Origin of the sequence: Methylophaga marina, from assembly GCF_030296755.1 — a bacterium.
GTDB classification, from domain to species: domain Bacteria; phylum Pseudomonadota; class Gammaproteobacteria; order Nitrosococcales; family Methylophagaceae; genus Methylophaga; species Methylophaga marina.
The window spans coordinates 1,192,325-1,214,182 of sequence record NZ_AP027741.1 but is presented as its reverse complement, the minus strand read 5'-3'; the positions used below and the strand labels follow the sequence as shown (position 1 = coordinate 1,214,182).

Annotated in this window: 18 protein-coding genes and 1 pseudogene; 11 read left to right on the top strand and 8 right to left on the bottom strand. The window is 46.0% G+C overall.

Annotation, left to right across the window (positions count from 1 at the left end):
- Positions 1 to 15 precede the first annotated feature (15 nt).
- From rpmA to proB, 3 genes are all read left to right on the top strand, one after another.
- Positions 16 to 273: a 50S ribosomal protein L27 gene (gene rpmA / locus QUE24_RS06215; RefSeq protein ID WP_007144453.1), complete on the top strand. Its 258-nt coding sequence runs from the start codon at positions 16 to 18 to the stop codon at positions 271 to 273.
- A gap of 120 nt (positions 274 to 393) precedes the next feature.
- On the top strand, positions 394 to 1,458 hold the full coding sequence (gene cgtA / locus QUE24_RS06210) for an Obg family GTPase CgtA (protein ID WP_286305744.1): 1,065 nt from the start codon (positions 394 to 396) through the stop codon (positions 1,456 to 1,458).
- Between the two features lie 6 nt (positions 1,459 to 1,464).
- Positions 1,465 to 2,595, top strand: a complete 1,131-nt coding sequence (proB, locus tag QUE24_RS06205; RefSeq protein WP_286305743.1) for a glutamate 5-kinase — start codon at positions 1,465 to 1,467, stop codon at positions 2,593 to 2,595.
- A 75-nt stretch (positions 2,596 to 2,670) separates the two neighbouring features.
- Here proB and rpsT read toward each other — a convergent pair whose 3' ends face one another.
- Positions 2,671 to 2,931 carry a 30S ribosomal protein S20 gene (gene rpsT, locus QUE24_RS06200; protein ID WP_091712336.1) on the bottom strand — a complete coding sequence of 87 codons (261 nt, stop codon included), beginning with the start codon at positions 2,929 to 2,931 and terminating at the stop codon, positions 2,671 to 2,673.
- A 133-nt stretch (positions 2,932 to 3,064) separates the two neighbouring features.
- Here rpsT and QUE24_RS06195 point away from each other — a divergent pair.
- Together QUE24_RS06195 and QUE24_RS06190 are read left to right on the top strand one after the other, a co-directional pair.
- Positions 3,065 to 3,843 (top strand): annotated as a pseudogene (locus QUE24_RS06195) (exodeoxyribonuclease III).
- Between the two features lie 57 nt (positions 3,844 to 3,900).
- Complete coding sequence (locus QUE24_RS06190) at positions 3,901 to 4,077, top strand: DUF6435 family protein (RefSeq protein ID WP_286305742.1); 177 nt, start codon at positions 3,901 to 3,903, stop codon at positions 4,075 to 4,077.
- A gap of 18 nt (positions 4,078 to 4,095) precedes the next feature.
- On the opposite strand, the gene recQ is transcribed toward QUE24_RS06190, so the two are convergent.
- Complete coding sequence (recQ, locus tag QUE24_RS06185) at positions 4,096 to 6,222, bottom strand: DNA helicase RecQ (RefSeq protein WP_286305741.1); 2,127 nt, start codon at positions 6,220 to 6,222, stop codon at positions 4,096 to 4,098.
- Between the two features lie 176 nt (positions 6,223 to 6,398).
- Between recQ and QUE24_RS06180 the strand changes: the two genes are divergently transcribed.
- On the top strand, positions 6,399 to 6,746 hold the full coding sequence (locus tag QUE24_RS06180; RefSeq protein ID WP_286305740.1) for a cupin domain-containing protein: 348 nt from the start codon (positions 6,399 to 6,401) through the stop codon (positions 6,744 to 6,746).
- Positions 6,747 to 6,845: 99 nt separating this feature from the next.
- On the opposite strand, the gene dinB is transcribed toward QUE24_RS06180, so the two are convergent.
- Complete coding sequence (gene dinB / locus QUE24_RS06175; protein ID WP_286305739.1) at positions 6,846 to 7,934, bottom strand: DNA polymerase IV; 1,089 nt, start codon at positions 7,932 to 7,934, stop codon at positions 6,846 to 6,848.
- 209 nt (positions 7,935 to 8,143) lie between these two features.
- Between dinB and QUE24_RS06170 the strand changes: the two genes are divergently transcribed.
- Entirely contained in the window at positions 8,144 to 9,643 is a 1,500-nt protein-coding gene (locus tag QUE24_RS06170) for an AmpG family muropeptide MFS transporter (protein WP_425541722.1), read from the top strand.
- Between the two features lie 5 nt (positions 9,644 to 9,648).
- On the top strand, positions 9,649 to 10,236 hold the full coding sequence (locus tag QUE24_RS06165; RefSeq protein WP_425541721.1) for a hypothetical protein: 588 nt from the start codon (positions 9,649 to 9,651) through the stop codon (positions 10,234 to 10,236).
- A gap of 3 nt (positions 10,237 to 10,239) precedes the next feature.
- On the opposite strand, the gene ppnN is transcribed toward QUE24_RS06165, so the two are convergent.
- On the bottom strand, positions 10,240 to 11,598 hold the full coding sequence (gene ppnN / locus QUE24_RS06160; protein ID WP_286305735.1) for a nucleotide 5'-monophosphate nucleosidase PpnN: 1,359 nt from the start codon (positions 11,596 to 11,598) through the stop codon (positions 10,240 to 10,242).
- Positions 11,599 to 11,686: 88 nt separating this feature from the next.
- On the bottom strand, positions 11,687 to 14,365 hold the full coding sequence (locus QUE24_RS06155; protein WP_286305734.1) for a bifunctional acetate--CoA ligase family protein/GNAT family N-acetyltransferase: 2,679 nt from the start codon (positions 14,363 to 14,365) through the stop codon (positions 11,687 to 11,689).
- A 68-nt stretch (positions 14,366 to 14,433) separates the two neighbouring features.
- On the opposite strand from QUE24_RS06155, the gene QUE24_RS06150 reads away from it, so the two are divergent.
- The gene (locus tag QUE24_RS06150; protein WP_286305733.1) at positions 14,434 to 15,351 is read left to right on the top strand and encodes a histone deacetylase family protein; all 918 of its coding nucleotides are present in this window, start codon (positions 14,434 to 14,436) and stop codon (positions 15,349 to 15,351) included.
- A gap of 67 nt (positions 15,352 to 15,418) precedes the next feature.
- Here QUE24_RS06150 and QUE24_RS06145 read toward each other — a convergent pair whose 3' ends face one another.
- The 3 genes from QUE24_RS06145 to QUE24_RS06135 all read right to left on the bottom strand — a co-directional run bounded on the left by QUE24_RS06145 (position 15,419) and on the right by QUE24_RS06135 (position 18,330).
- Positions 15,419 to 15,934 (bottom strand): single-stranded DNA-binding protein, encoded by a 516-nt coding sequence (locus QUE24_RS06145; RefSeq protein WP_286305732.1) that lies wholly within the window; start codon positions 15,932 to 15,934, stop codon positions 15,419 to 15,421.
- Between the two features lie 244 nt (positions 15,935 to 16,178).
- The gene (locus tag QUE24_RS06140; RefSeq protein ID WP_286305731.1) at positions 16,179 to 16,928 is read right to left on the bottom strand and encodes an IclR family transcriptional regulator; all 750 of its coding nucleotides are present in this window, start codon (positions 16,926 to 16,928) and stop codon (positions 16,179 to 16,181) included.
- 16 nt (positions 16,929 to 16,944) lie between these two features.
- The gene (locus QUE24_RS06135; RefSeq protein WP_286305730.1) at positions 16,945 to 18,330 is read right to left on the bottom strand and encodes an MFS transporter; all 1,386 of its coding nucleotides are present in this window, start codon (positions 18,328 to 18,330) and stop codon (positions 16,945 to 16,947) included.
- A gap of 74 nt (positions 18,331 to 18,404) precedes the next feature.
- Here QUE24_RS06135 and uvrA point away from each other — a divergent pair, with 74 nt between their 5' ends.
- Both uvrA and QUE24_RS06125 read left to right on the top strand, forming a co-directional pair.
- Entirely contained in the window at positions 18,405 to 21,227 is a 2,823-nt protein-coding gene (gene uvrA, locus QUE24_RS06130; RefSeq protein ID WP_286306077.1) for an excinuclease ABC subunit UvrA, read from the top strand.
- Complete coding sequence (locus tag QUE24_RS06125; RefSeq protein ID WP_286305729.1) at positions 21,224 to 21,847, top strand: CYTH domain-containing protein; 624 nt, start codon at positions 21,224 to 21,226, stop codon at positions 21,845 to 21,847. Before uvrA ends, QUE24_RS06125 begins: the two co-directional genes overlap by 4 nt.
- Positions 21,848 to 21,858: the final 11 nt, after the last annotated feature.

Genomic DNA, 21,858 nt, shown 5'->3' with positions numbered 1-21,858 from the left:
AAAGAGGTTTAAGAAATGGCTCATAAGAAAGCTGGTGGTAGTACTCGTAACGGACGTGATTCAGAGTCTAAACGCCTTGGTGTAAAACGCTACGGTGGTGAATTAGTGTCTGGTGGTAACATTTTAGTACGTCAGCGTGGTACGCGTTACCATGCAGGTCGTAACGTAGGTATCGGTAAAGACCATACTTTATTTGCAACAGCTGAAGGTAAAGTATTATTTGAGACCAAAGGTCCTCAAAACCGTACTTTCGTCAGTGTTGTTGCTGACTAAGAATATTTGTTAGCCCGTATGGGGCAAACAGCACAAAGCCCCGCTGATGCGGGGTTTTTTGTTTCTGGCATATACGTTTTATGACCAGAAAGAACATAAGATTAAGGTCGGGAAGCGACAATGAAATTTGTGGATGAAGCGAAAATTAAAATCAGTGCCGGTGGCGGTGGTAACGGCTGTTTGAGTTTTCGCCGTGAGAAATTCATTCCTTTTGGCGGTCCTGACGGTGGTGATGGCGGCGATGGTGGTGATGTCTACCTATTGGCAGATTCTCAGGTCAACACGCTGATTGATTTTCGTTATCAACGTAACTTTAGAGCGCAGCGTGGTGAGCATGGTCGTGGTCGTCTGTGTAGTGGTGCACGCGGTGAAGACTTGGTTATCAAAGTGCCTATTGGTACTGAAGCTTGGGATGATGATACCGATGAACTCATTGGCGACTTAACTAAGGACGGTGATAAGTTACTCGTCGCAAAAGGTGGTTGGCATGGTCTGGGTAATGCGCGCTATAAATCCAGTATTAACCGAGCCCCACGTCAAACCAGTGATGGTACTCCCGGGGAAGAACGTACATTGCGGCTGGAGATGAAGCTGCTCGCTGATGTCGGACTGTTGGGATTACCCAATGCGGGTAAATCAACCTTTATTAGTCAGGTGTCAGCTGCGCAACCTAAAGTCGCAAACTATCCTTTCACCACACTTTATCCGAATTTAGGTGTGGTTACCTTAAAAGACGTGCGCAGTTTTGTGATTGCCGATATTCCTGGCTTGGTCGAAGGTGCGGCAGAAGGCGCGGGTTTGGGGATTCAGTTTCTGAAACACTTAACGCGCACACGTTTACTTTTACATCTTGTTGATATGGCGCCAGTTGATGTGAAACAGGATCCGGTAGAAAGTGTACAGATTATTAATCGTGAACTGGAAAACTACAGTGAAGCTTTAGGTAGTCAGGACCAGTGGTTGGTTCTGAATAAAATGGACCTAGTCCCAGAAGATATTCGCGAAGATTTATGTCAAGAAGTGCTGGACCGACTGCAATGGAAAGGTAAAGTGTTCTACATTAGTGGTCAGAGTGGTGAAGGGTGTGATGCCCTCGTCAACGATGTCATGAATTATCTGGAAGAGTCTCGTGCCAGTGAAAAAGACAAAAGTGCAGATAGTTCACAGGATGATGTTCAGGAATAAACTTCAGTGACAGAGCCGCATCAGCAATTATTGAACACTAAGCGCTGGGTTATCAAAATTGGCAGTGCTTTATTGACCCGTATTGGTGAAGGTTTGGATACGGATCGTATCCGTTGGTTAAGCGCGGAAATAGCCGAATTGCGTCGCCAAGGTAAAGAAGTCGTGCTAGTCACATCTGGCTCTGTGGCTGCAGGCATGCAGAAGTTGGGCTGGAAAAGACGTCCACATGAAATTCATCGTCTGCAAGCGGCTGCCAGTGTTGGTCAGATGGAGTTGGTCAACGCCTATGCCACAGAATGTGGCAAGCACGGTATCCATACGGCCCAAATCTTACTGACTCACTCTGACTTATCAGATCGTGGTCGCCATCTTAATGCACGAAGTGCACTGCAAACGCTGCTCGAACTCGATATTCTGCCCGTGGTGAATGAGAACGATACCATTGCCACAGAAGAAATCCGCTTCGGAGATAACGATACCTTAGCTGCTATGACGGCCAATCTTGTTGAAGCCGATGTATTAGTTATTTTGACAGATCAAGATGGCTTGTTTGATTCTGACCCCCGCACAAATCCGAATGCTCGCATGATTGCCGCATCAGCTGCCAGCAATGCGGCACTTGATCAAATGGCCGGTGATAGCAAAGGTGAGCTTGGTCGCGGTGGTATGACCACTAAACTATTAGCTGCACGTCGTGCAGCACGTTCAGGTGCTTACACCGTTATCTTATCCGGTAAACATCCTGACAATCTTCGCCATCTGGCCGCGGGAAACGGCGTAGGCACATTACTGTGGCCTGACAATAAACCGATTACAGCGCGCCAACAGTGGTTGGTGGGACACTTAATTGCTAAAGGGCAATTGGTACTCGATGATGGTGCTGTGGCTGTGTTAAGAGAGCAGGGAAGAAGCTTGTTACCGGTTGGCGTAACCCATGTGGAAGGCCAGTTTACCCGCGGTGAACTGGTGATTTGTCGTGATGTGAATGGTAAAGAAATCGCCAGAGGCTTAGCCAATTATAATGCTGACGAAGCGCGTCTGATTAAAGGCAAACCCAGCACTGAAATTGAATCTATTCTGGGCTATGTTGGCGAACCAGAATTAATTCACCGTGATAATCTGGTATTAACCAGCTAATCAATAAAAAAACAAAATTGCAGACATAAAAAAACCGACGTAAAGTCGGTTTTTTTATAAAGTCGAAACTTTAAATTACATTGCGCGAACAGCGTTGTTCAAGCGGCTTTTACCACGAGCAGCAGTATTCTTGTGAATAATGCCTTTACCCGCCATACGATCTAATGCAGGCGCTGCAACTTTGAAAGCAGCAACAGCTTGTTCTTTATCACCAGCTGCGATTGCTTTTCTCAGTGCTTTAATCGTTGTACGCATCGCTGAACGTTGGCTGGCGTTACGCTGACGGTGTACTTCTGCTTGACGCGCGCGTTTTCTTGCTTGTGCCGAATTTGCCAAAGTGCTTCTCCTAAAAATTCATTTATCTGTAGCTAAACCTAGCTATCTGTATTTACAGATGAGCCCGACATTATCCCGATTTTAATCTGATTTGTAAATGGTATTATGTGATTATTTTTCAATAGGATGACCCATGCGCATAATCACAGCCAATGTGAACGGTATTCGAGCCGCCGCCCGTAAAGGTTTTTTTGACTGGTTGCCTAAACAAAACGCAGATGTTGTCTGTATTCAGGAAACCAAAGCCCAAGTTCATCAACTCGAAGATGATATTTTCAGGCCGCAAGGATATCACTGTTATTACCATGATGCTGAAAAAAGGGCTACAGCGGTGTGGCATTGTATTGCAAAGCAGAGCCCGATGAAGTCATTGTTGGTATGGGCAATGAGGAGTTTGATGCAGAAGGTCGTTATATCGAAGCGCGTTTTGGTAATTTGAGCGTCATTTCACTGTATATGCCCTCAGGATCATCAAAAGAAGAGCGTCAATTGGTTAAGTATCGCTGCATGGATTTTTTCGAAATAAAAATGCAGGAAATGAAAGATTCCGGTCGCGATGTCTTAATCTGCGGCGATTGGAATATTGCACATAAAAATGAAGATATTCGTAACTGGAAAGGCAATTTGAAAAATTCAGGCTTCCTGCCTGAAGAACGAGCCTGGCTAGACAAGTTGTTTGATGACATGGGCTTTATTGATGCCTTCCGTGAGTTACCTCAGGAAGAACACCAATATACTTGGTGGTCAAACCGTGGTCAGGCCAGAGCGAACAACGTCGGATGGCGCATTGATTACCATATCTTAACGCCAAGTATGAAAGGCAAAGTTAAAGCAACTGAAATCTATCGAGACGAGTCATTTTCAGATCATGCACCACTTATTATTGATTACGACTACGAGCTGGCAAAATAAAAACGAACTTTATCGCGACATACCTCTCTGACTTATTTATTCATCAGAGAGTTATGTATGTGGTCATTATTTAAGTCCGATCCAGAGAAAAAGTTAAAAAAGCAACTAGCGCAAAAGCGTGAACAGGCATTAACTGCTCAGCGTAACGGTGATATACGACTGTTTGCCTCGCTGACACAGGAATCTGAGGCAATATTGAAGCAGTTACAACAAGTGCAGTCTGATAAAGCCTGAACTTAGTCTATGTGTGCTCTAATACATTGAGGCAAGCACGCAACGAATTACACCATAATCATAAGCTTCATCCAGCGCCTGATAAATCGCTTTGAGGCTCTGCGACTCATCGCCTAAAGATTCAATGGTGAGCACAATTGTGTTGAGCTCGGCATCTTCCAGATCTAATACGTCTTTCACATCCAGCAAGCCGGCGTTGATGCCTTCAGCTAGATGGCTGTATACCGTGCTGAGTTTCAAATTGCGCTGTTTAGCAATGTTATCTATGCCATGTCCCTTTTCAAGTAATAACAGCGTGTCATTAATGGTGTCACTCAAGCCGTTATTAAGTAATTCTGATAAGGGATGCTGTTGAATCAGCTCTAAAAACGCATGACCATAATGATTGAGTTTCTGCTCGCCCACTCCGGAAATCCGTTGCATTGCCGCCATATCTGCAGGCCGGTAACGACACATTTCCAATAATGTCGCATCATGAAAAATAACATAAGGTGGCACACCATGCTGTTTGGCTATATCAGAACGTAATTGACGCAAGGCTTCCCATAGACGCTCGTCTTGTGGGCGAACAGCGGTTTGTCTTTTACTGGCTTTAGCCGTAGATTTTTTTGGAGACTGTTTTCTTAATTTTAATGTTTGCTCGCCGCGTAATACGGGCCGACATTTTTCTGTCAGTCGTAATGCGCCATAACGTTGAATATCAATATCGAGATAACCTGTGGCAATTAACTGCCGGAAAATGCCTCGCCATTGCGTCGCATTCAGTTCAGTGCCGATGCCATAAGTGCTCAACTTATCATGCTGATTATGTTTGATACGATCATCGTCACTACCCAGTAACACATCGATTAAATAATTCACCCCAAAACGCTGCTCAGTGCGGTAAACGCAGGATAGGGCTTTCTGTGCTATTTCTGTCGCATCAAAGCTTTCTGGCGGCGTTTGGCAGTTATCGCATTGGCCGCATTTTTCAGGGGCTTCTTCATCAAAATAGGCCAGTATGGCCTGACGACGGCAAGTGATGAGTTCACATAAACCGAGCATGGCATCTAATTTATGCTGTTCAACCCGCTTGATCATATCGGGCGCATTAGAGTCTTGCATAAACTGCCGCAGGGTAATGACATCCTGCAGGCCATAGGCCATCCAGGCATTGGCCGGTAAACCATCGCGACCCGCGCGGCCGGTTTCCTGATAATAAGCTTCAATATTTTTCGGCAAATTCAGGTGAGCGACAAATCGCACATCGGGTTTATCAATACCCATACCAAAGGCGATGGTGGCGACAATGATCACACCTTCTTCGCGTAAAAAGCGCTGTTGATGTTTAGCCCTGAGGTCATTAGATAGGCCGGCATGATAAGGCAGGGCAACCCGACCTTGTTCCTGAAGCCACTCGGCAATGGCTTCTACTTTTTTGCGAGACAGGCAATAAACAATACCGGCATCGTTGGCGTGATGTTCCTCGATAAACTGCCAAAGCTGTTGTTTGGCTTGAGTCGCTTCAGTAATCGCATAAAAAATATTGGGCCTGTCAAAACTATTCAGATAAACATTGGCTTGCTGCAGATTGAGCTGTTCAATGATTTCCTGACGCGTACGTTTATCGGCTGTAGCTGTGAGGGCGACACGCGGCACATTAGGAAATAGCTCATGAAGCAAACGAAGCTGTTGGTATTCAGGGCGAAAGTCATGTCCCCATTGCGACACACAATGCGCTTCGTCTATCGCAAACAAAGCAATACTGACACGACTCAACAAAGATAGTGTGCGTTCGTTTAATAAACGCTCTGGGGCGATATACAGCACATCAATCAGTCCAGCTTCAAGTTCTTGCTCGACTGTACGGGCTTCATTTGCTGAAAGACTGGAGTTCAGAAAAGCGGCTTTTACACCTAATTCGTTTAACGCCACCACCTGATCCTGCATCAGGGCAATTAACGGTGACACCACAATGCCAGTGCCTTTTCTGATAAGTGCCGGAATCTGATAACAAAGCGATTTACCACCGCCGGTTGGCATTAATACCAGAGCATCACCACCATGGATAAGGTGATCAACGATATCCTGTTGATTATGTCGAAAGGAATCGTAGCCAAAGATGTTCTGTAGCACGTCCAGTGCGGGTTGTCCTTCAGTATACATAGATAAATCAGTGATTAAAGCAAAGGGGCATTATGGCAAATATGGCTTCACTCTGATATCGAATATGAACAGCAAATTCGGTTTATTACAGAAATACAGGCAGAATATAGCATCTTCAACTTTCAGCTCATGCCAAACATGGCAGGTTTTAAGCAAATTTATATCTAGGAATCTAAATGAACAACATTACCGTGGACAGCAATCCCAGCGAAGCACAATTAAAACAGATGGGCGTCGAGCATTGGCCCACTTGGGAAAAAGAAGTCTCTGTATTCCCTTGGTCATTTGTCACCACTGAAGTGGCATACATTGTGGAAGGTGAGTGTGTAATGACGCCCAATGATGGTGGGCCTGCAACCACATTTAAAGCCGGGGATTTAGTGGTTTTCCCCAATGGTTATAAAGGCACATGGGAAGTGAAAAAAGCACTAAAGAAACGTTTTAAACATAGAGATGGCAACTTTGTGAAATGTGCGTTTAGCCGTTATAAAATCCTGAAAAATCGTATTAAATCGGCTTTTTAGGAAATACTGCTTGGCATAAAAAAGGAGGGAGGAGCTCAATGTCGTTATTAAGCTCACATTGGGGTTCCCCCTTCAATCCAACTCTAGGATGCGTGGTTTTTAAAACTGATCATGCAGTTCAAAGTCCAGCTGTGGTTGAACAGTTTCTGTAGAAGGCAAATCAAACCCACTCATACTTAATCCGACCAGTCTTACTGGTTTATGACCCGCCTCTGTTTTCTCCAGCAACAACGGAATAATCTTTTTTAAGTCAGTCAGTTTAATGATGTGCTCGGCGCTGTGTGCCCGGGTGACTTGTTGAAAGTCAGCATATTTCACTTTAACGGTGACGGTACGTGCTTTCAGGTGTTGTTTATCCAAACTCTCAAACACGCGTTCAGCCAAATCGAGCAGTTTGGCGGTTAACTCAGGAATCGAGTGAATATCTTCTGCAAAGGTAGTTTCTTTACCGAGTGATTTACGGATACGTTGGCTACGAACCGGGCGGTCGTCGATAGCTCGGGCGATGTTGTAGTAATACTGACCCGCCTTGCCGAAACGCTCAGTCAGTTCGCTTAATGATTTCTCACGCAGGTCCTTGCCGGTATGAATGCCGAGATTATGCATTTTGGTTTCTGTGGCAGGGCCAACGCCATGAAATTTACCGACAGGAAGATCGGCGACAAAGACTTCGCCTTGCTCAGGTCTGATGACATAGAGCCCGTTGGGTTTATCCATATCTGAGGCAATTTTTGCGAGGAATTTATTGTAGGAAACACCAGCAGAGGCTGTGAGTCTAGTTTCCTGCAAAATCTCACGTTTAATGGCCTGGGCAATCAATGTCGCTGAGCCATTAAAGGCCTCGGTGTAGGTGACATCCAAATAGGCTTCATCGAGAGATAAAGGCTCAACTTCACTGGCATAGCGCCAGAAAATATCACGGATTTGGTTGGAAACTTCACGATAGGCATCAAAGCGCGGCGGCACAAACAGCGCATGGGGGCATAAGCGATAGGCGCGCGAACAGGGCATAGCCGAGTGAATGCCATATTTTCTGGCTTCATAACTACAGGCTGCGACCACGCCACGGCTGTTAGGCTGGCCACCGACAATCAATGGTTTGCCTTTGTATTCCGGGTAATCACGCTGTTCTACCGAAGCAAAAAAAGCATCCATATCAACGTGAATTATTTTGCGTTGCTTAGCCATGAGGTATCAAGAATATCAGAAGTGTGTTCTCATTATTTTCTCATTATCGTTGACTGCATGATGATCAGCAATGTTTTCTGGCTATCTGCATCTCAAGCAACAAAAGTGGAACCAGATATACTTCAATGTTACTTTAGCTGATTCAACGCGATCTGAGACCGATTTTGATAGCACGACTACGTTCATGGCATGAGAGTTTACAAGCATTTATGCACCCACGGGTGCTCACAATGCTTGTGTTTGGCATCATGGCAGGTCTGCCGTTATTACTGATTTTTTCCACATTAAGCCTATGGCTTGGCGAAGTCGGTATCGCAAAAAGTGAAATCACTTATTTCAGTTGGGCAGCCCTGGGTTACTCATTCAAATTCGTCTGGGCACCGCTGGTGGATGTGATGCCCTTACCGATATTAACCCGTCTGCTCGGCCGTCGTCGTGCCTGGCTATTATTATCCCAATGCATGGTGATGGGCTCCATTATTTTTATGGCAATGGTGGATCCAGCCCAAGATTCTTTGGTTTGGATGGGCGTAGCAGCCGTGTGTCTGGGCTTTTCCTCGGCTACCCAGGATATTGTGACTGATGCCTACCGTATTGAATCTGCCAATGCTGAACTGCAAGCGATGATGTCGGCCAGTTACATTGCTGGTTATCGAATTGGCATGTTAGTGGCGGGTGGTGGCGCCTTATTCCTGGCCAGTTATTTTGGCACCAGCATGGACCATTATAATTATGGAGCCTGGCAAATAACCTACTGGAGCATGGCCAGTTTATTTTTGTTTGGCATTGTGACCACCTTGATCATTGATGAGCCCAAGCAACAACAGGAATCAGCTTTAATCAACCGTCGTCATCATGTGCGATTTTTTATAACCTTTTTGCTGGCGGTGAGCGCCTTTATCTGTAGCTTTTCACTGACAGCAGACTTAACGGAGCAGGCGAAACAAAAGCTGGGTATGTTGCTCAGTAACCCTCAGTTGGTGTCAGTGATTATCGAATTGATCCGGCTGGTATTTGCCGGTTTTGCTGCAGCCTTGGTGGCGATGCTGATGACACAAATAAAGTTTATCGATAAACAAAGTGTGACTCACAGTTATGTTGCACCTATTCAGGACTTCTTTACCCGTTATGGCTGGTCTTTAGCTTGGTTATTATTGGCTCTAGTGGGCTTGTATCGGATTTCAGATATTGTGCTTGGGGTGGTGGCAAATCCACTTTATCAAAGCCTGGGGTTTACCAAAACTGAAATCGCCACTGTCGTGAAAACCTTTGGCGTGTTTATGACCATCTTCGGTGCTTTCTACGGTGGTATATTGGTTTTGCGTTATGGCGTGATGCCGATATTGATGCTGGGCGCGGTGTTATCTGCTATTACCAATCTGCTATTTATGCTGCTGGTGCAAAGCGGTCACGATATCACCATGCTCTATGTGGTGATTACCGCTGATAATTTATCGGGTGGCCTGGCGAATGCCGCCTTTATTGCTTTTTTATCCAGTTTGACCAATATCTCTTTTACCGCTGTACAGTATGCGATTTTTAGCTCATTGATGACCTTAATACCCAAAGTGTTGGGCGGTTATTCAGGCTCTATGGTGGAATCCATCGGTTTTGAAAACTTTTTCTTGATGACGGCCCTGATGGGGCTACCGGTCTTATTGCTGATTATGCTTGCTGGCAAACGCTTTAATCTCACTACTCCCCAATGACGCTAGTGAAATGGCTTTTGTTGATTGTGCTTGTCGTTGTTACTGTAAAACAATGTCAGCATAAAGAAGAAGTCAGTTTAGGGCCGGGTGTTAAAGTGGCTCAGGCGCCAGTGCAATCACCGCTCAGTCAAGTGATACCGTTTAACTTTGAAGGGTATCAAATCACACCCCTGGCACACTTTTCACTACAAGCGAAAGTGTTGGGGCGTGAAGATTATCGTTTAGACAGAGAAAGTGACTTATCCCCGACCGACTTAGCATTAGGCTGGCAGAAAATGTCAGATGAGAGCGTTTTGGCGAAGATTGAAATCACTCAGACCAGGCGATGGTATTACTGGCAAGTGGAGCAGTTCCCGATACCACGACGTGATATTGAAACCCAAAGTGCCAATATGCATATGATCCCTGCTGATAGTCAGGTTGCCACGGTCTTAAAGAAAGTAAAAACAGGACAGATAATTGCATTGGAAGGCCAGTTAATTCAGGCTAGAGCCACCGATGGCTGGTCATGGAAAAGCTCCATGACCAGAGATGATATCGGTGCTCACGCCTGTGAAGTCGTCTATGTGACATCCCTTACTATTGTCGAGTAAACGCTACCCCACTAATTTATAACAAGGTTGGTAAACTCCTTCGCCCTGGCCGAGTTTCATTCGTTGTTGTTTAACGAAAATATGGAGGAGATTATCAATCGCACGCATGATGCTGGGATCGCCCTTAAGCAAATAGGGCCCGTGTTTCGCCACTTCTTTGATACCAAAACTTTTCACATTGCCGGCTACAATGCCTGAAAATGCTGAACGAATTTGGCTGGCAAGCAGGTGCTTAGGCAGTGATGGATCTAAATTTAATGCGGCCATATTTTCATGAGTGGGAATAAATGGCTGCTGCAGCATTGGGTCAATATGTAACTGCCAGTTGTAGTAATACGCTTCTTCCGTTTCTCTACGATTATCATGGACTTCAGCTATGGCCTGTTTGACTTTGTAGCCGACGGTCTCTGGCTCACCAATAACAATCTCATATAATTGGCTAATGTCTTCACCCAGACATTGTTTGAGGAAGGCATCCAATGTGTCGAAATAGTCCCGGCATGATTCGGGCCCGGCAAAGATTAATGGGATACCGTATTTATTTTCCGGATGAAGCAGAATACTGAGTAAATAGAAGATTTCTTCCACCGTGCCAACGCCGCCGGGAAAGACCACGATAACGTGACCCAGACGTACAAAGGCTTCCAGTCGCTTTTCAATATCCGGCATGATAACCAGTTCATTGACGATGGCATTGGGTGATTCAGAGGCAATGATGCCTGGTTCGCTAATGCCAATATAACGACCATGAGTGATTTGCTGTTTGGCATGACCGACGGCAGCACCCTTCATGGGACCTTTCATGGCACCAATACCGCATCCGGTGATGATGTCCAGTCCTCTTAAGCCGAATTCATAACCGACATGTTTGGCATAGTCATACTCTTCGCGGGGAATAGAGTGACCGCCCCAACAGACCACCAGATTAGGCGAGACATTGGGCCTGACCATATTGGCATTACGCAAGATACGGAACACTTTATCGGTGATTTTCGCCGAACTATTGGTTTCTTCTGCCAGAATTTTAAAGTCAGTGTAGACAATATCGCGTAATACCGACGATAAATGCTCCTGAATACCGCGAATCAGCGTGCCATCAACAAAGGATTGGGCTGGCGCATTAAATATTTCCAGCATCACGCCACGGGGTTGTGACTTTAGGCGGATATCAAAGTCCGCATAGAGTTGCTGAATTTCTTCGGCATCATCTTCATGGCTGTCAGTGTTGAGAATCGCCAGAGCGCATTCTCTGAATAGTTGGTGCAGCTCAGCGCTGGGAGAGCTGAGTTTGATGATTTCTTCCTGTGATAACAGGTTAAGACTTCGAATCGGACGAACAGTGGTATAAGGGATTTTTTTCATTCACACGCCTTCTTTGGTGGTTACTATTTGATGCTCCCACTCTTGTTACTAACAATCAATGGTTTTCAGATAATTTTTGCTTGCAGCTCTACAAATACATGGATGCCAGTCTTATCGATGGCTCTTCCAGACTGGCCGTCACGGTAAACCCTAGGCTTTCGACCAGTCGTTGCATGGGTTGATTACTGGTGAGAATTTCACCTTCCATCAGGCTGAACCCTTGCTGGCGGGCACTGGAAATCAAGGCCTGCATCAGTCGTGTGCCAATACCTTTATGTTGCCATTCATCAGCGACAACCAAAGCAAACTCACAGCTGTTACCATCCGGGTTCATACTGTAACGGGCGACACCGACTTCAATTTCTTCATTGTTTTCCATGGTCACTGCCATTAAAGCCAATTCGCGGCTGTAATCAAGCTGTGTAAAACGTATCAACATATCTTGCGACAATTCGTTGAGTTCTTGCATAAAGCGGAAGTAGCGAGATTCTGTAGACAGTTTTCGGAAAAAGACCTGCTCAATCAGCGCATCTTCGGGGCGAATAGGACGGATAATAATATCCGTGCCATCGGCTAACTGTTCCTGTCTGGTCAAATGTGTTGGATATGGATGAATGGCCATATGATCATAGCGGTGAATGGTCTTTACATGATGTGCGACGACGATTCTGACATCTAAAGCGAGCACTCCGCGTTCATCGACGACCAGTGGGTTGATGTCCAGTGATTCAATTTCTGGTAATTCACAAACCATCTCAGACACCCGTAACAACACTTGTATTAAGGCGTCACGATTCACGGCAGGCATATCACGGAACTCGCCGAGCATAGCGGCAATTTTGGTTTGGTTAATCAGCTTGTCTGCCAGGAACGTGTTTAAAGGTGGCAGAGCAATAGCGGTATCTTGCAAGACTTCGACTTTGACACCTCCGGCCCCAAATACAATCGTGGTACCAAATACTGGGTCACGGTTAACGCCGACCAGACATTCTCTACCGAAGGGATCGGTATACATTGGTTCGATACTGACGCTGAATGCCTTCATATCCGGGACTTTCTTACGCACCGCTTCCTGTAGTTCTTTGTAAACCAATCTGACGGCGGCCGCATTGTTGATATTTAAGCGAACGCCGCCTACATCGGTTTTATGCTGGATATGACGATCATTGATTTTCATCGCTACCGGATAACCAAAACTCTCTGCCGCGACCAGCGCTTCATTGGCGCTGTGGCACTGAATGCTCAAACTGACCGGGATATCAAAAGCATGTAATAAGGCTCTCGACTCAGCTGTGGTTAATGTTTGCCTGTTTTCAGCCAGTACACTCTCGATAATCAGTCGCGCACCCTCAATATCCGGTTCGCTGTGTGATGATAATGGGCCTGGTACCTGCATTAATAATTGCTGGTTTTCATAAAAGCGCGCGAGGCAGGCAAAGGCTTCTACTGAGGATTCCGGATCAGAAAAACAGGGCACATGATGACGGGCAAATAAACGATCCGCACTGGCAATAAGCTGTTGACCCATCCAGCAAGCCAGAACGGGTTTTGAGCTTGTCTGGTGTGCATCAATAACGGCTTGTGCACAGGCATCAGGATCGGTCATGGCTTGTGGAGACAGCATCACTAATACCCCATCAATGCTTTCATCCTGCAAACAGACATTTACGGCAGCTTTATAGCGTTCTGGTGAGGCATCGCCAAGTACATCAATCGGATTACTGCGCGACCAGTGATGAGGTAATACTTTATCCAGGTTGGTAATAGTCGCCTCCGACAGGCTGGCTAACTCAATGCCTAAATCAATCGCTCTGTCAGTCGCCATCACCCCAAGGCCTCCGCCATTGGTGACGATCGCCAAACGCCGGCCATGCACCCTACATTGAGTGGCTAATAACTCAGCGGCGGCAAAAAGCTGCTGAATGGTATCGGCTCTGACCACACCAGCTCGTTGAATTGCGGCATTAAATACATCATCACCACCCATCATGGCACCGGTATGCGTTAAAGCCGCCTGTGAGCCAGCTTGATGGCGGCCTGCTTTGATTACAACCACTGGTTTCATGCGTGAAGCAATCCGTAGCCCGCTCATAAAACGGCGGGCATCGCGAATACCTTCGACATACAGCAGAATACTCTGGGTTTTGTGATCCTGAGCTAGAAAGTCGAGCAGATCACCAAAATCAATATCAGCGGCATTACCCAATGAAATAATGGCAGAAAAACCGACCTCATTGGCGGCCGCCCAGTCCAGAATCGCCGTACATAAAGCGCCTGATTGTGAAATTAAAGCTAGTTGGCCAGGCGCTGCAGTATTTTTACTAAAGGTGGCATTCATGCCAATACTGGGGCGGATAAGGCCAAGACAATTAGGTCCGAGAATTCGGATATTGGATTGCTTGGCTGCTTTAACAACATCGTGTTCGAGCTTGAGACCTTGCCCCTGACCTTCACTGAAACCCGCCGAAATAATGATGGCCGCTTTCACTCCGGCATGACCACATTGATGCATGATGGCTTCTATGGTGCTGGCGGGGGTAGCGATAACAGCCAAGTCCACAGCTTCATTAATGGCTTCGATATTCGGGTAGCAAATATGATCATCAATACGATCATATTTAGGGTTCACGGCATAGACGGGTCCGTTAAAGTCAGTGTCAATCAGGTTGTCAAACACCCGTCTGCCAACCGCATCTGTGGTCTGACTGGCGCCAAATACAGCAATTGAGCGAGGTGAAAACAGACGGTCTAAAAAATGTGTGGTCATATCACTGGTCCAGTTTCCTGATACGATTAGCTTACAAAAACTTTATTACGATTGTTTAAGGTGTCGTTATGACTATCGCGTTTATCTCTCATGCTGACTGTGCATTGCACGAAACGACATCATATCACCCAGATACGGCAGAAAGGCTTGCCGCCATTCACGATCGCCTAATTGCCAGCGGCCTGGAAATGATTATGCATTTTTATGACGCGCCGATGGTCTCTGTAGAGCAATTATGCCGTGTCCATGATGCTGATTATGTCAGTGAGATCTTTCAGAAGTTGCAAGACAATGAACGTGTTTGGTTGGATGCCGATACCTTGATGGTATCAGCGTCATTAACGGCGGCACAACGTGGAGCCGGTGCTGTTGTAAAAGCAGTTGACTTAGTGATGAGCCAAGACGCAAATAGCGCCTTTTGTTGTGTCAGGCCGCCCGGTCATCATGCCGAACATAATAAGGCGATGGGGTTTTGTATCTTTAACAATGTTGCTGTCGGTGTGGCTCATGCAATAGCTCAATACGGTCTGAAGCGAGTAGCTATTATCGACTTTGATGCACACCATGGTAATGGCACAGAAGATATTTTCCGAGGCAATGAACAAGTCCTTTTATGCAGTAGTTTTCAACATCCGTTTTACCCAGATACTGGCGTGCCCGGCAAGCATGACAACATGATTAATATTGGCCTAGCTGCCGGGACCAGCGGTGAACAGTTTCGTCAGTTGGTTGAGCAGCAATGGTTACCGGAGCTGGAAACATTTCAGCCCGAATTGATTTTTATTTCTGCCGGATTTGATGGGCACCGGGAAGACGATATGTCAGATCTGGACTTAGTGGAAGAGGACTTTGCCTGGGTGACCCGTGAAGTGAAAAAAATAGCCGATAACTATGCTCAAGGTCGGATAGTATCAACACTTGAAGGCGGTTATGTCATGTCAGCATTAGGACGCAGTGTGGCCAGTCATATTGATGCTTTGTTATAAAATTTTCTGATCTGAAAACACAAAAAAGCCCTGAAAAACAGGGCTTTTTTTATTGGCTCAGACAAGTCTAGAACGGAATATCATCGTCGTAATAGTCGTCACCACCGCCACCATAATCAGGACCTGCAGAGGATGAGGCCGGTTGTGGTGCGTTATAGCCGCCAGATTGTTGTTGAGGACGTTGGTCAAACGAAGTATCACCACCACCGGCATTGTAGTTACTGCCACCACCTTGATTACCACCGCCGCCGCCACGGCTATCCAGCATCGTCATTTCGTTACCCACGATTTCTGTGGTGTATTGATCTTGCCCCTGCTGGTTCTGCCATTTGCGGGTCTGAATACGACCTTCAATATAGACTTGTGAGCCTTTGTGCAGGTACTGCTGAGCAATTTCACCCAGCTTATTGCGTAATACTACACGGTGCCATTCAGTGCGCTCCTGACGCTCACCGGTTTGTCTGTCTTTCCAACTTTCTGAAGTGGCAATACGTAAATTACAAATTGAACCACCATTAGGGAAGGCGCGACTCTCAGGCTCTGCGCCGAGTCGTCCGACCAGAATGACCTTGTTTACTGACATGGCTTGTTCCTTGGTTTAATGGGGACTGTCAAATCTATGCCGATGTTGCTGAACATCGGTCAAGTGACCGTCTCGGTGTAAAAAAAACAGTTAAAAGCATTTCTACCGTCAACCACACTATGGTGGGTAGAAAAAGGATTGCTAATGAGCAGGGATAATATCATCTCAATCGCTCATGCCCAATACAAAATAGAATGTTGATGACTAGGGTCGTATTGCGAGCAACTGTACTGAGCACAGAAATTTAAGGCTTAATACTTTCTTCCACTTCCGCTTTACACGCAAGCAATGCTGAAGTGACCTTAGACATATTTCTATTAAAACGAATCGTCGGTAGGGAAACGGCAATAGAATAATGATCGGTCATCTCTGCATTAATTGCCACACCGACAGCACAAATGCCCTCTGCGTGTTCTTCAATATCGACAGCCCAGCCATTTTTGCGAATGAGGTCTAGATCCTGAAAAAGAGTGTCATAAGATATATGACTCGCCTCTGTTTGTTGTATCCACTTATCGTCAATAATCGCTTTAACTTCGTCATTACTTAAAGAAGCAAGAACGGCTTTGCCATGAGCTGAAGTGTATACAGAAAAAGCTTTTCCAAGCGGTGAGGCTACCCGGAGCTCTTGCTGACTGATAATGTGATCAACAGACAGCGAATGCTGACCTCTGAAAATGCACAGTTCAACCGTTTCTCCGGTTTTATTAGCCAATGTATTTAAGTGTGTTCTTACGACACTGATAATCTCAGCATGCGCTACTCGTGTCAGTTGTGATAATGCTGGACCCAGATAAATATGATTATGAGAGTGGATAATAAATGCCTCTCTCTCAAGAGACGATAGTAGCGGCTCAACTGTTGATCGTGGCAGCTCAGTCCGGCGTATTAACTCATCCATACTTAGCCCAGCAGGGTGATGTCTTAAAGCAGTAAGAATAGCTGCAGTGTTAGAAATAACCTGACCCTGATTGTCTCTTGACTTGTCGATCATTATTTCTCAATGTTCCTTAATGCTGGGAAGCAAATGACTCTAGTTCATCCATATTAATTTCATCTGGTGAGTATTTGACATAAGCCACCTGTTCTTCAGGCACCACTACTGCTTCTTTGATACCTGCAATAGCTCTTAACTCCTGAATGAATTGAGCAGAATTCTGCATGGATGTGTCATTCAGATGAATAATCTTACTGCTGTAATGTTTAGGTGCTTGCATTGGGAAAACAAGTAATAACCAGATAACCACCAAGACAACACTGGCAACAAAGATACCCTCGAGTCCAAACGAGCCATATAGTGTTCCACCCATAGCACCGCCAATGAAGGCACCGATGAATTGAGCGCTGGAATACACACCCATCGCCGTGCCTTTGTTTTCCAATGGGCTAAGCTTTGACATCATCGATGGCAGACTGGCTTCAAGAATATTGAATGCGGTAAAGAATAACCACAGACAAATCAGTATAGTGGTTAACGAGTGAGCAAAAAACGCCCAACCTAATTCTGCCAAACCAATCACCGCGATAGCACTGATGAAAACAGATTTCATTTTACGTTTTTTCTCAGCGATGATGATGAATGGCACCATGGTGACAAAAGCTAAAAGTAATACCGGTAAATACGCCATGGCGTGTTGGCTTTTGTCTAAGCCCGCTACATCCTGTAAGACGTGGGGTAATGCGAAAAAGCTGGTGGTGAGTAGCAAATGCAACAGCATAATGCTGAGCACTAATCGCATGATTTGTTTATTGCCAAACACTTTGCCAAATTGCTTTGGCACGGGGCCCAGATCAGTGTGCGTCACCAGTCGTTTGGGAGAGGGAACCCATAGATGCAGAATGCCAATACCAAGTAATGCCAGCAGCGCGGTGGCCCAGAAAATACCTGACAAACCAATCCAGTGTTCAAGAATAGCGCCTGTGGCCAATGCAACAGAAAATGACAGACCAATACTGATACCAATACTTGCCATGGCTTTTGTACGCTGTTCATCTCGGGTGAGATCGGCGGTGAGAGCCATAATGGCAGCAGCGATGGCACCACTTCCTTGTAACAAACGACCGACGATGACCATTTCAATCGATTGTGCGGTCGCCGCAATCACACTACCCGCAGCAAATAATAGTAAGCCAATAGTGATAACGCGCTTACGACCGATTTTGTCGGATAACATCCCAAATGGGATTTGTAAGAGCGCTTGCGTCAATCCGTATGCGCCAATAGCAATGCCGATAAGCATTGGCGTGCTGCCCGTGTATTGATGCGCCGATATCGAAAAAACCGGCAAAATCATGAATAAGCCCAGCATTCTCAAGGCAAATATCAACGAAAGCCCTGAAATACTCCGCTTTTCCAGCGAGGTCAATGAGTTTGTTGTAGTTTGTTTTTGCGTCATGGTAGTCGGACAGAGTATATTGATCCGTTTGATTTTACTACGGAATCCTGATGAAAAATATAAGCGTTCCCGGGATGAAAAATATAAGCATTCGTGGGGCTCGAACCCACAATCTTAAAAATATTGACCTGGACCTGCCGAGAGATGCTCTGATTGTAATTACTGGCCTGTCTGGTTCGGGAAAATCCTCGCTTGCCTTCGACACATTATACGCAGAAGGGCAGCGTCGATATGTGGAATCCTTGTCAGCCTACGCCAGACAGTTCTTATCGATGATGGAAAAGCCGGATGTGGATCATATTGAAGGCTTGTCTCCTGCGATATCGATTGAACAAAAATCAACATCACATAATCCGCGCTCAACGGTCGGTACCATCACCGAAATTTATGACTATTTAAGGTTGTTATTTGCTCGTGCGGGTGAACCACGTTGTCCGACACATCATCAACCATTGGCAGCACAGACGGTGAGTCAAATGGTAGACGCCGTGCTGGATATGCCGGAAGGTAAACGCTTGATGCTGATTGCACCAGTGATTCAGGATCGTAAAGGTGAGCATCGTGATGTCTTGGAAGAATTACGAATCAAAGGCTTTGTTCGTGCGCGCGTGAATGGTCAAGTTATTGAGCTCGATGATCCGCCTGAATTGGAGCTGCGTAAAAAACATACCATTGAAGCGGTGGTGGATCGTTTTAAAGTGCGCCCGGACATTCAGCAACGGTTGGCTGAATCCTTTGAAACGGCATTAGCCATGGCGGATGGTGTGGCGAAAGTCGTGTCGATGGATGATGAATCTGATGAGACTTTATTTTCTGCACGTTTTGCCTGTCCAGAGTGTGGTTATTCGATTTCTGAATTAGAACCACGCATGTTCTCATTCAATAATCCTGCTGGAGCTTGTCCGACTTGTGACGGGCTTGGGGTGAAGCAGTTTATTGATCCCGCTCGAGTAGTGACTCATCCTGAATTAAGTCTGGCAGCAGGTGCCATTCGGGGGTGGGATCGCCGAAATGCGTATTACTACCAACTAATGCTATCGCTAGCGGAGCATTATAAATTTGATCTGGATACGCCCTTTCAGGACTTGTCCGATGAGATTCGTGAGGTCATTTTATATGGTAGTGGTAAAACGCAGATTGCCTTCAGCTACATGGGCGACCGTGGTAAAAGCGTCAGTCGTAAACATCCGTTTGAAGGCGTGATTCCGAATATGCAGCGTCGTTATCACGAAACAGAATCAAACAGTGTTCGTGAAGATTTGGCTAAATTTCATTCCATCCGTGCTTGTCCGGAGTGTCATGGAGCCAGATTAACGCTGGCTTCGCGTAATGTATTTGTGAATGAAATTACCTTACCTGAAGTCACAGCAATGCCTATCGGTGAAGTGAGTACTTTCTTTGAAACACTCACCTTACCTGGTAAACGTGGCGAAATTGCAGAAAAGATTGTCACCGAAATTTCAGCGCGTCTGAGCTTTCTGGTGAATGTTGGTCTTGATTATCTGAACCTTGCACGCAGCGCGGAAACATTATCGGGTGGTGAAGCGCAGCGTATTCGTTTAGCCAGTCAGATCGGTGCGGGTTTAGTAGGGGTCATGTACATTCTGGATGAACCTTCGATAGGGCTGCACCAACGTGATAATGATCGCCTGCTGGAAACCTTAACCCGACTACGTGATTTAGGTAACACGGTCATTGTGGTTGAGCATGATGAAGATGCGATTCGCATGGCAGACTTTGTGCTGGATATTGGGCCTGGTGCCGGTGTGCATGGTGGTCAAATTGTGGCTCAGGGTACACCTGAAGAAATCATGAAAAGTGAAGAGTCACTGACCGGGCAATATCTGTCAGGCCGTAGAAAAATTGAACTGCCAGCGAAACGTCAGCCACCTCATGCAGGCCGTGTGATTGGTTTGAGAGGTGCTTGCGGAAATAATCTGAAAAATGTGGATATTGATGTGCCGATTGGGCTGATGACCTGTGTAACCGGTGTGTCAGGTTCTGGGAAGTCCACGCTAATCAACGAAACTTTATTAAAGCTGACCGCAAAAAACTTAAACGGCAATTCAGAAGAACCCGCACCACATTCTGAAATTATTGGTTTAGAGCAGCTGGATAAAGTGGTGGCGATTAATCAAAGTCCGATTGGCCGTACGCCGCGTTCAAACCCGGCCACCTATACGGGGTTGTTTACACCCATACGTGAGTTATTTGCGGGTACACCAGAAGCACGTTCACGTGGTTATGGTCCGGGGCGGTTTAGTTTTAATGTGAAAGGCGGACGTTGTGAAGCCTGTCAGGGCGATGGTCTGATTAAAGTTGAAATGCATTTCCTGCCCGACATTTATGTGCCATGTGATGTCTGTAAGGGCCAGCGATATAACCGCGAAACACTGGATATCCGCTACAAAGGTAAAACCATTACCGAAGTACTGGATATGACAATCGAAGAGGCGAATGTTTTTTTTGAAAATATTCCGGTCGTGGCGAAAAAGTTACAGACATTGATTGATGTTGGTCTGACCTATATCAAGCTTGGCCAGAATGCGACTACCTTATCGGGTGGTGAGGCGCAGCGGGTCAAATTAGCTAAAGAGTTATCCAAGCGTGATACAGGTAAAACCCTGTATGTCTTAGATGAGCCAACCACGGGGCTGCACTTTTTCGATATCGAACAGTTACTCAAAGTCCTGCACAGCCTGCGAGACCGTGGCAATACCATTGTGGTCATTGAGCATAATCTGGATGTGATTAAAACAGCAGACTGGATCATTGATATGGGCCCTGAAGGTGGTGCACGTGGTGGTGAAGTGCTGGCCGTTGGTACACCAGAGGAGGTGGCCGAACATCCGGCTTCTTACACCGGTAAATATTTAAAGCCTTTATTGAACTCATGAGCCTAGAACAAGAAATAAAACTTCAGGTAACGCAGGCTGACTCGCTTAACTTGCAAGCGCTGGGCTGGCTGACTTCCATGTTGAAACAGGATGTATATCAACAACATTTGTTGAGTACCTATTTTGATACGCCGGACAAAGCCTTAATGACATTTGGCGTAGGGCTGAGATTACGTCAAATAGGTGAACAATGGCTGCAAACAGTGAAATGTAGCGGTCGTGCTAGTTCTGGCTTGCATGAACGTCAAGAATGGGAGCATGAATTAGTTGCTCCGGTATTTGATCTTGAGCGTCTGGCAGAAACCGCGATTGCACCATTACTGGAACAAGAACAAGTATGGAGTGCTATCGAGCCGGTGTTTACCACCGAGTTTGAACGAGATGTCTGGTTATTGGTGTTAGAGGCTGACACCGTGGTTGAACTGGCTTATGACCGAGGAGAAGTCAGAGCAGGTGGCAAACAAACAGCGATTCATGAAATTGAGCTGGAATTAAAGCACGGCGATATAGAACATTGCCAAAAATTAGCCGACAAGCTTAAGGCCGCTCTGCCACTTGAATACAGCAATATCAGTAAGGCGGGCTTGGGATATAAATTGTCACAAGACACTGATAAGTAAAGAATTGTTTA